The 13,580-nt window shown below is 39.4% G+C and carries 10 protein-coding genes; 3 read left to right on the forward strand and 7 right to left on the reverse strand.

Annotated features, from left to right (window positions below; translation table 11 throughout):
- Window positions 1-82: 82 nt before the first annotated feature.
- Window positions 83-3,160 (reverse strand): DNA polymerase III subunit alpha, encoded by a 3,078-nt coding sequence (dnaE, locus tag AC1TO4_RS08890; RefSeq protein WP_482105027.1) that lies wholly within the window; start codon window positions 3,158-3,160, stop codon window positions 83-85.
- A gap of 22 nt (window positions 3,161-3,182) precedes the next feature.
- Entirely contained in the window at window positions 3,183-4,118 is a 936-nt protein-coding gene (locus AC1TO4_RS08895; RefSeq protein ID WP_482105028.1) for a DHH family phosphoesterase, read from the reverse strand.
- A gap of 92 nt (window positions 4,119-4,210) precedes the next feature.
- Between AC1TO4_RS08895 and AC1TO4_RS08900 the strand changes: the two genes are divergently transcribed.
- Window positions 4,211-4,531 carry a YtpI family protein gene (locus tag AC1TO4_RS08900; protein ID WP_482099779.1) on the forward strand — a complete coding sequence of 107 codons (321 nt, stop codon included), beginning with the start codon at window positions 4,211-4,213 and terminating at the stop codon, window positions 4,529-4,531.
- A 36-nt stretch (window positions 4,532-4,567) separates the two neighbouring features.
- Here AC1TO4_RS08900 and AC1TO4_RS08905 read toward each other — a convergent pair whose 3' ends face one another.
- A complete protein-coding gene (locus AC1TO4_RS08905; protein ID WP_482099780.1) occupies window positions 4,568-5,875 on the reverse strand; it encodes a DRTGG domain-containing protein in 1,308 nt (435 codons plus the stop codon).
- A gap of 162 nt (window positions 5,876-6,037) precedes the next feature.
- A complete protein-coding gene (locus tag AC1TO4_RS08910) occupies window positions 6,038-6,718 on the reverse strand; it encodes a metal-dependent hydrolase (RefSeq protein ID WP_482105029.1) in 681 nt (226 codons plus the stop codon).
- 107 nt (window positions 6,719-6,825) lie between these two features.
- Here AC1TO4_RS08910 and AC1TO4_RS08915 point away from each other — a divergent pair, with 107 nt between their 5' ends.
- Entirely contained in the window at window positions 6,826-7,923 is a 1,098-nt protein-coding gene (locus AC1TO4_RS08915) for a M24 family metallopeptidase (protein ID WP_482105030.1), read from the forward strand.
- Window positions 7,924-7,999: 76 nt separating this feature from the next.
- Here AC1TO4_RS08915 and ald read toward each other — a convergent pair whose 3' ends face one another.
- Window positions 8,000-9,118 carry an alanine dehydrogenase gene (gene ald, locus AC1TO4_RS08920; protein WP_482105031.1) on the reverse strand — a complete coding sequence of 373 codons (1,119 nt, stop codon included), beginning with the start codon at window positions 9,116-9,118 and terminating at the stop codon, window positions 8,000-8,002.
- A 305-nt stretch (window positions 9,119-9,423) separates the two neighbouring features.
- Here ald and AC1TO4_RS08925 point away from each other — a divergent pair, with 305 nt between their 5' ends.
- Window positions 9,424-9,876, forward strand: a complete 453-nt coding sequence (locus tag AC1TO4_RS08925) for a universal stress protein (RefSeq protein ID WP_482099784.1) — start codon at window positions 9,424-9,426, stop codon at window positions 9,874-9,876.
- A 263-nt stretch (window positions 9,877-10,139) separates the two neighbouring features.
- Here the strand turns inward: AC1TO4_RS08925 and AC1TO4_RS08930 are convergent, their stop codons facing one another.
- Complete coding sequence (locus tag AC1TO4_RS08930; protein ID WP_482105032.1) at window positions 10,140-11,873, reverse strand: glycine betaine ABC transporter substrate-binding protein; 1,734 nt, start codon at window positions 11,871-11,873, stop codon at window positions 10,140-10,142.
- Between the two features lies 1 nt (window position 11,874).
- The gene (locus AC1TO4_RS08935) at window positions 11,875-13,080 is read right to left on the reverse strand and encodes a quaternary amine ABC transporter ATP-binding protein (RefSeq protein WP_482105033.1); all 1,206 of its coding nucleotides are present in this window, start codon (window positions 13,078-13,080) and stop codon (window positions 11,875-11,877) included.
- Window positions 13,081-13,580 lie beyond the last annotated feature (500 nt).

Consider the following 13,580-nt stretch of genomic DNA (forward strand, 5'->3'; position numbering starts at 1 on the left):
CAGACCACTTCTGTCTTTAGCATACAGAAAACGCTGCCGAACGTAAAGTGAAATCCAATTAAGGAAAAACCTACAGCATTTTTCATAAATCCTTTGTTTGTTGAATAATTATCTGCGGTTTCCCATTTCGACGTTCGACAGTCCCCTCAATATGAATGATTGCCATCTCGATAAGAAGCGGATTCGAGAGCGCGTATTTTTGTGGAAAAAGCGTACAAGAAATTGAGCCCGTTTCATCTTGAATCGTGACAAATGCCATCGATTCCCCTTTTTTCGTTCGTATTCGTTTGATTTCAGTTATAAGGCCAGCAATTTTCACATATGTTCTATCCGCTAAAGAATCGATTGAGATGATGGTATTATAATTACCCCCAGCTGCTTTCTTAACCTCAGCTGCAGGATGTTCTGATAGATAAAAACCCAGGACTTCTCTTTCGTATTCTAGCAACATCATCCTTGGCATTGTGCCACCAGGAGAGTATTTCGGACTTGCGACTGATCGCATCACTTCGCTGAGAAAATCGTCGCCATCATCAGGACGGATGAATAACGCATGGGATATTGCTGCATCAATCGACGTTAACAGGACTGCACGCGTTTCACCAAATACATCCAGTGCCCCAGCCTTAACAAGCGGTTTAATCGATTTCTCAGTGAATACCTCCCCCCCGAGAGATGCTGCCATTTCAAACAGCGTTTTCCAATTACCGCCAGACTTCCTAGCTCGCTTAACTGCATTATAAAAAGTGGGTGTTACGCCTTTGATAGCTCCAAGACCAATTCTTATTGAACCGTTTTCAACAGTGTACATATACTTACTGCGGTTAATAGAAGGAGGAAGAACTTTAACATCCCTCGCTTCAGATTCACGCATCAGTTCAATTGACTTCTCGTTGTTTCCAGTTGTTGAGGAAAGAAGCGCTGCGTAAAAATAAGCTGGTTCATTCGCTTTCAAATAAGCTAGTCTGTAAGAAATAAGTGAATATGCGACTGCATGGCTTTTTGGAAAGCCGTAATCCGCAAACTTCACAATGAGGTCATAGATTGCAACAGCTGAATTTTCAGGATAACCGTTACTGACGGCTTTTTGTGTGAAATGAATTCGTTCTTTCTCTAAGTTCTCCCGATTCTTCTTGCTGACCGCACGTCTTAACAGGTCGGCTTCTCCCATAGTGAATCCAGCAAAGCGAACTGCAATCTCCATGATTTGTTCTTGATAAACGATAACACCGTATGTTTCTTTTAACACCGCTTCGAGCTGTGGGTGAATATAGGTAATTTGTTCGTTATCATTTTTGCGTCGGCTATAAAGAGGGATATTCTCCATCGGTCCCGGTCGATACAAAGCAGTGATAGCAAAAATATCTTCAAACTTATTTGGACGGATTAATCGGAGGGCATCTCTCATTCCATCTGATTCAAATTGAAATATCCCCGTCATATCCCCAGTTCTAAATAGCTCAAATGTTTTTTCATCATTAAGTGCAATATCTTCAAAATCGATTCTGATTCCTTTATCGTAAGAGATCATTGACCTAATGCGGTCCAGTAGAGTTAAATTACGCAACCCTAGAAAATCCATTTTCAATAATCCCTGTTCTTCAACGTCTCCCATTGGCCACTGGGTCAGGTAGATGTCATCCGAACCGCTTTGAAGTGGTACTACATCAACTAGCGGGACTGGTGATAAAATAAGTCCCGCTGCATGTGTTGATGCATTGCGCGGTAGCCCCTCTAGCTTAATTGCAGCTTCTAACCAGTCATTTCGTACTGGATCAATTGCAATCCAATCACGAAGCGCTTTTGATTCTGCAACTGCCTGCTCGATTGTAATTCTGTGTCTATTAGGAATTTCTTTTGATAAATAAGCCATCTCTTCATTTGAAAAATCGAAAACTCGAGCCACATTACGGACAACTGATCTAGTGGAAAGCGTACCAAATGTAATAATTTGTGCGACATGCATTTTCCCATATTTCTTTGCAACATAGTCAATCACTTCAGAACGACGGTTGTCTGCAAAATCGATATCGATATCCGGCATCGTCACTCGACCCGGATTAAGAAACCGTTCAAAAATTAGTCCATATTTTATAGGATCTACATCAGTTATATCAAGGGCATAAGCAACAAGCGACCCTGCCGAAGAGCCCCGTCCGGGACCCGTAAGTATTCCTTGTTCTTTGGCATAACGCATAAAGTCCTCGACAATTAGGAAGTAGTCTGCGAATCCCATTTCACTAATAATTCCCATTTCATACCGTAGGCGCAAATCATACACTTCTTCCACCTCACCGAGCCGCCGTTTTAAACCTGCAGCACTGTTTTTAGCTAAGAGGGATGTTGAAGTCTCCTCCAGCGGAACTGGAAATACCGGCATCAGCGATTGAGTTGGCGGTAATGTTGCGTCGCACGATAAAAGGATATCTGACATATTTGAAAGCCATTGAAGTCTGTCTGAAAACCAATCAACAAGTTCGCTTTCTTCAGGGAGATATGCTGTCTTTGTAAGATTATGAGGCCTTGCTGGGTCATTAAGTTTATAACCCGTACGGATTGCTTCGGCGACTTCATACGCAAAAGCATCTTCTTTATGGATATACCTACTTTCATAGACAGCGGCAATAGGTATGTTTGTTGAAGCTGCAATCATTTCAATTGCAGCTTCATCAGGATGTTTTATGCCTCCTGATCTATCGATGCCTATAATAACCGAAGATGTGTCACACCCCTTTATCATGCGAGTAAAATCATCTTCGGTACGAGAAGTGTTCCATGAATCATCTGTCATCGGACAAAAGATTATACATCCCGAGCTATAAGCCTTCAGCCATTGAATGGGTAGTGTTTCAGACTCTCTCACAGAAACCGCACTGCTCATCTTCAGAAGGTTTCGATATCCTTCATCATCTTTTGCATAAACGTAAAGAAGGACGGCTTCCTTTTCTCCAGTTTCCAAGTACACAGACAAACCAATTACTGGGCGGATTCCAAATTTAATCATCATTTTATAAAAAGGACGGATGCCATATAATTTAGAATTGACAATCGCAACAGATGTAGCCCCTCTCCTTTTCAGAAGTGGGGCTAAATCCTCAATTTTTATGATTCCGCGCAGAAGATCTGCACCCGTCACTACTTGCGGATAGACAAGTGTCAATGTAATTCCTCCGCTCGTTTTCCTACATGCAAAGTTCTTTTAACTTTCCAATGACTTCATCTGTTTTTTCCCAAGAATAGACAGATGCGCCAGCTGCGAGTGGATGACCACCGCCTCCATATTGTGCAGCCAACGAATTAATAACCGGTCCTTTTGAACGAAACCTAACCCGAATCTGATCGGCTTCCTCAATAAAGATAATCCAGGCTTTAATTCCCTGTACATCCCCTAGTGCACCTACCAATTGGGAAGTATCCGAAACTGATACCCCAAATCTTTCGAGTAGTGCCTTATCCAGTTTCACAAAAGCTGCACCATTTTCGTCAATTGTGAAGTTTTGATAAATATATCCTTTAAGATGTAGTAATTCCCGCTTCATCTCATACATTCCTGCAAACAGTTCAGTTCTATCAAAATCAAATTTGATCAAATCACTTACTACTTCAAATGTATTTACAGTCGTGCTGGGGAATAGGAAACGTCCTGTATCTCCTACAATTCCTGCAAATAAAAGTCGGGCGGCATCAGTGGTCATTTTCCAACCATAATGTTCTTTTCCTACTTCGTATAAGGAGTAAATCATTTCCGATGTTGAACTTGAATCAGTATTAACCCATTTTACATCACCATAAGGATCCGCATCAGGATGATGATCAATCTTCATGAGTAAAGCACCTTCAGTATAGAACTCGCCGTCAATTCGCTCTATATTTCCTGTATCGGTGATAATCACTAGAGCCCCTTCATAAAACGATTGTTCGACATGATCCTGCAAAGTCAAATATGTAAGTGTCTCATCATGTTGGCCTGTTGCAAAAACTTGTTTTTCAGGATAATTAGCTCTTAACAATTCTTTTAACCCTGACTGTGAGCCATACGCATCCGGATCAGGTCTTATATGACGATGAATAATGATTTTATCGTATTTTTCAATTGTGTCGATGATTTGTCTTTTCATAAACGATTCCTCCAAGCTTCGATATATTCCGGTCGCAATCTATTCGAAAAGCCGCTACAATGTAATAAGTTTGTATGTAATGGAGGGCTTTCATGTTAACTATAAATTTCTTTTTAGTATTTTTCATAATCGCATCTGCGGTCTTTTATTTCTATTTCAAGACCAGGCAATTTCGTACCAAACAGCTATTTCCAATTCGCAAAAAAATGTATGCGAGTATGGCGGGTGGTTTTCTAGGTAGCTTGTTACTCTTTTTTGGAATTAATCAGCTGATGCTTTTTAATGGCATCACAACTTATATCATTGCAGCCTTGTTCATCGGCCTTGGAGCTTATGTAGGCATTTTCAATTATCGAGCCTACAAACATTATAAAAGTTTTGTCAAAGAAGAAACAGAGTTGAATGAAAACTGATGCGCTTATGTGCATCAGTTTTTATTTTCCACTTCTTCATCGTTCAAATAATTGATACATAATCATCGCTTTGGCAACTAAGTCACCTTCAGTTAAAATATCAAAATCGACTTTTACAAAACGTCTACTCATATGCAAAATCCTTGGTATGACAACGACTACACTGCCGAGTTGAACGTGTTTTATAAAATACAGCGACATGTTTTCAGGTACACTTTCCCCCCGTTTCCGCATCTTAATGGCTCTATTACCCGACTCAGTCAAAAGGGTCGTCAATGCTCCATAAGACAGGGAACCAAACTGATTTGTCATTTGTGGAATTACTGTAAACTCAATAGTATGGGGTTGCTCAGGTATCGTTTTCATCTGATTCTTTATAATGTCGTCAATTGTTTCTCCCTGCTGCGGTTGACGTTGCGTCATCTGCATCGCTTTTAAAACATCCTGTCGACTAATGATACCCGTGAGGATTCCTGCGTCTGTTACTACTGGTAGAAGATCAATGCCTTCCCAGATCATACTGTGTCCTGCGGAGGCGACAGATGTCTTACCGGTAACAGTAATTGGATGACGGGTCATTACTTTTTCAACTAATTCATCATTCATTTTACCAATCGCATCACGTGATGTTATTACCCCGACAAGCTTCCCACTTTTCTCCACAACGGGATAACCAGTATGGGCTGATTTATCATTCACTTCATGAAAGCGTGTGACCTGATCTTTTGCTGAAATCGTAATTGTTTCTGCTAGAGGCGTCAAAATATCTTCTACCAGCAAGATTTCTTTTTCGATTAACTGATCATAAATTGCCCTGTTTAACATCGTTGCTACTGTGAATGTGTCGTAACTTGTTGAAATAACGGGTAGGTCCAATTCATCCGCCAGTTGTTTCACTTCATCGGAAGCATCAAATCCACCTGTAACAAGCACCGCGGCACCAGCTAGAAGCGCTGTTTCATGTGCCTTCAATCTATTCCCCACGATCAAGAGACTACCTGCATTAATGTAACGCAGCATATCATCAAGTTGCATTGCCCCAATAACGAACTTGGTCAACGTCTTATGTAAACCACTGCGTCCTCCGAGCACTAGACCATCAACAATATTAACCACTTCTGCAAATGTCAGTCGTTCGATATTCTCCTTCTTTTTCCTTTCAATCCGGATAGTACCGACACGTTCGATCGTATTAACGAGTTTTTGGTTTTCTGCTTCTTTAATCGCCCTATAAGCTGTTCCTTCACTTACAGAAAGTGCTTTCGCAACTTGACGTACTGAAATTTTCTCACCAACGGAAAGTCCTTCGATATAACGAAGTATTAGTTCATGTTTTGTCGCCATGTCTTCACCTTTTCTCTATCATGACCTTAAGGCTATTCTACCACAAAACGTTTAAGAAAAGCGCTTACTGCATGAACAGTGACGACTGAACGGAGGACTGATGAAAAAGTCGGGATTTTTATAATTTAGCCAAGAACACCCGTGACTTCAGTTGTGGGAGGTTCATAATTCTATCGTTTCCCCTACATTCATTATTTTCACTATATTTCCATCAACTAGGGCTTTGAACGTTTCCGGATCTTGCTCAATCGGTGGAAATGTATTGAAATGGATAGGTACAGCAAGCTTCGGATTTAGTAATTCGACAGCGCTGGCCGCATCTTGAGGGCCCATTGTGAAGTTATCACCAATTGGAACAAAAGCTACATCAATTGGATGACGTTTTCCGATCATCTCCATATCGCCAAAAATCGAAGTATCTCCCGCATGATAGATTGTTTTCCCTTCCACCATAAACAAAATACCTGCTGGCATTCCTGTATAGATGATTTCATTCGCTTCAGTCGTGTAAGAAGAACTATGAAACGCCTGTGTATATTTCACTGTCCCAAAATCAAACTCACAGGCTCCACCAATGTTCATGCCGTGCGTTCTTAAGCCCTGCCACGACAGATAGACTGCAAGCTCATTCGGAGCTACAACAAGTGCATTACTGGCTTTCGCTATGGCAACGGTATCGCCAACATGGTCATTATGACCATGTGTCAGCAGAATTACATTTGGTTTTTCATTTTCTACTATTAGATCTGTAAGCTTATTTCCTGTAATAAATGGATCAATCAGAATCGTAAAATCGCCAGTTTTTATTTTAACAATCGAATGACCATGGTATGAAATCTTCATCGTAAAATCTCCTCCTATATTTCTTGTCATTAGACAAATTTCGTCGTACAACCTGAAAACCCTCTTTTTTGTTATAATAGGCATATACGTATTGGGAGGTCATTGTAATGAGTAAAGTAAAAGAAATACAACAATTTCTTCAAAAAGAAAATTTGGATGCAGCATTTATCACTACACCAGACAATGTATTTTACTTGTCAGGATTCCGAAGCGATCCCCATGAGCGACTTCTCGGTGTCATGGTGTTTAGAGATGAGAATCCATTTGTAATTTGTCCTTTAATGGAAATACCTGATGTAAAGGCAGCTGGTTGGCCTTTCGATGCAGTTGGCCACGAAGACACCGATGATGCATGGGATATTGTCATGGAGGCTGTCCGTAAACGTGGTAACCTTCCAGTTTCAATAGCAGTAGAGAAGTCTCATTTGACAGTCGAGCGTCTTGAACGCATGAGCGAGCTGTTTACTAATGCTAATTTCGTGCGCTTGGACGAACAGTTAAATAGCATGCGTAATATTAAAAGTGAAGAGGAACTAAACAACTTACGCATTGCTGCTGAACTTGCCGATTACGCTATCGAAGTGGGTTGCAGGGAGATTGCAGAAGGAAAAACTGAACTTGAAATTCTAATGGCAATCGAGTTTGAAATGAAGAAAAAAGGTGCCGAGAAGATGTCATTCGATACAATGGTCTTATCCGGTCCTAAAACTGCCTCTCCACACGGTACGCCTGGTGATCGTAAAATTCAGCAAGGTGATTTCATCCTATTCGACCTAGGCGTAGTCTATAAGGGCTATTGTTCCGATATTACACGTACAGTGGCATTCGGCGAGCCGACGGTTGAAATGCGTGAAATTTATGAAACAGTTAGAAAAGCGGAGCAAGCTGCTGTAGATTTAGTCCGTCCAGGCGTCAAGGCGATGGATATCGATAAAGCTGCTCGTGATGTAATTGATCAGGCTGGATACGGAGAATATTTCACACACCGAATTGGACATGGGCTTGGTATTTCAGTTCATGAGTTTCCATCGATCACAGGTACCAACGAACTTATTCTAAGAGAAGGCATGGTCTTCACAATTGAACCCGGTATTTATAATCCTGCAATTACGGGGGTCAGGATTGAAGATGATGTTGTTGTAACAGCTGACGGCGTTGAAGTATTTACAAAGTTCCCCAAAGAATTGAAAATTATTAAAGCTTAACGATTGCACAGTTTTTCGTTAAAACAAAAAGAAGTTGTCCACACACTAACAAGTGTGGACAACTTCTTCTATATCTTTATTGGTTTAATAGTGTCTCAGCAGGTACATATTCCACGCCTTGAGCATCTGCAACCGCTTTATATGTTACATGCCCTTCCATCGTGTTAATACCTTTTTGAAGAGGAACGTTATCGAGACAAGCTTTCTTATAACCTTTGTTTGCAATTTGAAGTGCATATGGAACTGTTACGTTCGTTAAAGCTGTTGTTGAAGTTTGTGGTACTGCACCTGGCATATTCGCTACTGCATAATGAACGACACCATGTTTTACATAAGTAGGTTCGTCGTGAGTCGTAACGCGATCCGAAGTTGCAAAAATACCACCTTGGTCGATTGCGATGTCTACAAGAACAGAACCTTGTTTCATCGATTTAACCATATCTTCTGAAACTAGTTTCGGTGCTTTCGCTCCTGGAATCAAAACAGCTCCGACAACTAGATCTGCATCTTTCACAGATTCAGCAATGTTGAATGGATTTGAAACCAGTGTTTGAATATCATTTCCGAAGATTTCATCTAATTGACGTAGACGGTCAACTGACAAGTCAAGAACTGTTACTTTCGCACCCATTCCTACTGCGATACGAGCAGCATTCGTTCCAGCTTGTCCGCCGCCGATAACTGTTACGTTACCGCGTGAAACACCTGGTACGCCGCTCAGTAAAATACCTTTACCGCCGTTTGTTTGTTGTAAATATTGTGCACCGATTTGTGTAGCCATACGGCCTGCGACTTCACTCATTGGAGCAAGAAGTGGCAACGAGTTATTTGGAAGTTGTACTGTTTCGTAGGCTATCCCAACAACTTTTTTGTCAAGAAGTGCTTGAGTCAACTCTACTTCAGGTGCAAGATGCAAGTATGTGAATAAGATTAGCCCTTCACTGAAATATCCGTATTCGGAAGCAACAGGTTCTTTAACTTTCATAACCATATCTACATTCCATGCTTCTTCAGCAGTTGCTACGATTCTAGCACCAGCCTCACTATAATCTTCGTCCATAAAGCTTGAACCTAAGCCAGCACCTTTTTCAATAATAACTTCATGTCCTGCAGACTTTAAGTTGAATACGCCTGCAGGTGTCATAGCGACACGATTTTCGTTGTTTTTCACTTCTTTTGGGACACCAATAATCATTACTATTCCTCCTCGAGATGATGTTTAGTTAGTTGGTCACCTGACATCCATGCATTCATCTGAACCAATCCAATTCAATATTATCAGAAAGTAAGTTATTATGCTCTATTTTGTCTATTTGCGGAATATTGAATAAACAACCACTCTGTAATTGTACGATAGATTTTCATTAAGCCACTTCTCCCAACTGTCACAATTTCGTCAAATCACTAAATGATTATCATTTCCCTCTATGATTAAAAGGTTTTTCAACTATAAAAGTCGAAATAAGGTAGTATACTATTATTAGGATGGAGTGAGGAATAATGACTTTAGTATACAAACAAATTTTAGTTGCTGTAGACGGTTCCAAAGAATCCGAATGGGCTTTCAGAAAAGCTGTGGCAATTGCTGATAGAAACGAAGCAACACTAAACCTAATAAACATTATCGATACACGTTCTTATGCTGCAATCGAAGCTTATGATCGTTCAATTGCTGAACGTGCCCAAAAATTTGCTGAAGATCTTTTAGGCGATTACAAAGTAGAAGCAGAAAAAGCTGGATTGCAACGTGTTAATGTCATAGTAGAATATGGCTCACCAAAAACAATGATTTCTAAAGATCTATCTAAAAAATTAGAGGCTGATTTAATCATTTGTGGTGCAACCGGTTTAAATGCTGTAGAACGATTCCTAATCGGCAGTGTATCAGAAAATATAGTACGTTCCGCCAAATGTGACGTTCTTGTTATTCGTACACCTGAATCTGCGAAATAATGAAAGTAGAGTTGTCCACTTGTTCTATGGACAACTCTTTTTTATATTGTAGACAATACCTAAAATTAAGGCTGAATAACCATAGCTCTAATTTGAAATTATCAATATGAGCAATCCAATTTTTCTATTCTACAAGATTGTCCTTAAATGAATCAATTAGTTGTAAGGGTTCATGTACCCTTAAAACCCATATAATAATGACCCAATCAAAATTCATAGCAAAAAGGCAACTCAATGTGAGCTGCCTTTTTGCTTAATCTTTCTCAATTATCCTTCAAATCTTCAACTGAATCAATATCTACGTATGCAGGTACAACCAATCCATTTTTTGTTCCTTGAAGATTTGGTCCAAGGTCAACTAAATCATTCTTATATGTTTCATAATATTCCATATGTGTACCTGGTAACCAAGCACCGACCATAGCATCTGCACTATTGTTAGCAACACCAGCAAACATTGGTCCAACTTCAACCTGAACATATGACACATCGTATCCACTTTGTTCGAGTACTTTACCAATGACATTTGTACTGGCAATCTCTGAATCCCAAGCGACAAACACAAGATCTATACTTTCGCCATTTCCTGCCGCTACCCCCTTCGTCCACTCTGCTACTTTGTCCGGATTATTTTCAATCCACTGTTCAGCAGCTTCTGCAGCACTCGATCCATTAGAAACTTCCACCATGACACTTTCCATATCACTTGGTTCCCAGATGAATTGGTCTAGGATCTTATATGCACCTGGGGCATCTTGTTCGAGTCCTTTTCTTACAAGTGTATTAATGTCTTCAGCTCCACCAAATGAACCCTTAGGATCCTCCAGGTATTTCAAATCATATGCTGAGAACATCCAATGTGGAGTCCATCCTGTGACAATAATCGGCTCTTCTGCATCATAAGCTTTTTTCAATTCTGCAATCATAGCAGCTGAAGAACCTTCCACTAGAGTCCAATTATTTAGTTCATAATCAGTTATTGCAGTTTTAGCTTGCCCCATAAGTCCTGCACCAGGCTCAATCCCAATTATTTCATATCCTGTCTGAGTACCAATTTCACTAGCATTCTCATTCACAGTATCCCCTTGAGGAATTGCTAAAACAATCGCAGTACCGCCTATAAGTAAAGCGAAAATTAAAAAGACGATTTTTGGCTTAATAACATGTTCATAAGCTGGCTTGCGCAAGTTTTGCGTAATGCGATCAAGAATGATAGCGATTATAACAATTGACAATCCTGCTTCAAAACCTTGACCAACATTAATTTGGCTGACAGCTCTGTATACCTCTGCTCCTAGACCAGGTGCCCCTACTAAAGAAGCAGTTACAACCATCGAAAGAGCAAGCATAATACTTTGGTTTACTCCTGCCAAAATCGTTGGCATGGCCAATGGCAATTGAACTTTAAACAATTTTTGATTAGTTGTCGATCCAAAAGCATTTGATGCTTCGATAAGATCTTCAGGTACTTCTCGAATACCAAGATTCGTCATACGGATAGTTGGCGCAATCGCGAAAATAAACGACGCAACAATCCCTGGCACTACGCCAATTCCAAAGAATAAAATCGATGGAATCAGGTATACAAACGCTGGCATTGTTTGCATAAAATCTAAAGTAGGTGTAACAATTTTTTGTACTGTTTTGTTTTGTGCACACCATATTCCTACTGGAATCCCTACTAGAATTGTGAGAAATCCTGATACTAACACAATCGAAAGTGTTTGAATTGTCGACTCCCAATAACCTAAATTATCAATCAGAAGTAAACTAACTATGGTAAATACACCTAATTGCCATTTACTGGTATAGGTAACTAAAAGTCCTAAAATGATTATTAATACGATAGGCGGCCCTACACTCAATACCTCAACTATAAGATCTAAGCCCCAATCAATTACATTTGTAAATAATTCAAAAAATCCTGCAAATACAATGGTTACCCAATCAACTAGGGTATCAACCCATTCTCCAAGTGGTATTTTGGATATACTCAAATCATTCACTCTCCAAATCATTCAAGGAATCTTTGTTTCCGACAAGAGCTCCAATTAATGCGCCCCGAATAATAATTCCTTTAATTCTGTTCTCTTCATCTATAACTGATATTGGTATACTTGACGTTGCCATCACTTCCATAATATCAGCAAGTAAGGTACCCTCTGTTACAGTTGGGATGTCAGCAGTCATCACTTCAGAAATTGATTTTCCTTGATCTATTGCAAGACGTGCATTCTCAGCACTAAGCGCACCTAATAACTTTTGCTTACGGTCCACAATGAATATACTGGAATAACCCTGTCTTCCCATGATTTCTAGTGCAACCCTTGGACCTCTGTCTATACTAATTTTCTCTGGACGTTTCATCACGTGTGATGCAGTTAGTATTTTAGACAAATCGACATCTTCCACGAACTTCTCTACAAATTCATTTGCTGGCTCTATCATTATTTGTTCAGGTGTTCCGAGTTGAATGATGCTTCCATCCTTCATTAAAGCTATTCGATCTCCTATGCGCAGTGCTTCATCCAAATCATGTGTGATAAAAATAATGGTTTTCTTGAAACTTTCTTGAATTTCAATTAACTCATCTTGCATATCCTTTCGAATTAATGGATCTAGTGCGCTAAATGCTTCATCCATCAAGATGATTTCTGTATCACTAGCAAGTGCACGAGCAAGTCCAACCCTTTGTTGCATTCCACCACTCAATTGTGAGGGAAACTGGTTTTCATATCCCTTCAACCCTACAGCTTCTAACGCATTCATTGCTTTTTCATGGCGCTCCTTATCGGAGATTTTTTGAATCTCAAGCCCAAATCCTGCATTCTCTAGAATTGTTTTATGTGGAAAAAGCGCAAAGTTTTGAAATACCATGCTTATCTTTTTCTGTCTCACATCTCTTAGACGAGCAGCATCCATTTTTACAATATCTTCATTATTGATCAAAATCTCACCTAATGTCGGCGTAATTAAACGGTTGAACATGCGGATTAATGTAGACTTTCCACTTCCGGATAATCCCATTATTACGAAGATTTCACCTGGATAAACGCTAAAGTTTACATTTTTAACGCCGACAGTGTGCCCCGTTTCTTTTAAAATGTCTTTCTTTGAACTGCCTTTTTTTAATAACTCTACTGCAGCTTTTGGAGATTTACCAAAAATCTTCGTTACGTTTTTCACTTCTACAATTGGTTTCATTTATACACCTCAATCAATATTCTCTTCAGGTAAAGATCCATACATCCTTTTTTCATGAAGGCAGATTATTGCACATTTTTTTCGATAATAAAGAAAGGTTATGCAAACAATGAAAGATAGAGACGTTCATTGTTCACATTGTCTTTATTACACATAAAATGAAATAATACTTCAAAAGCAGACTTTGCAAATATACTATTGAAGTATTTCTCTTATTACAGTTGTTCATACCAACTTTAGATTTTAAATTGAGAGGAATTTAAAACAAAAGGACAGAACTGCAGTCATTTCAATTTCTCAGGAAGAAATAGGAGATTTACTTTTTAACTATATAGTTGTTTTGCAGTCAATTCAATTTTACTATCCACTCTCATATTCAATATGTGATTAAATAGACCTATGTAAATGAACTTTAAATAACATTCGATAAGCCCCTGATGCCGATGACTTCAGTAGAATTTTTACCGATAAAATTTCAGTAAAAATCATCGATTTGAATA

The organism is Sporosarcina sp. Y838, from assembly GCF_056786515.1.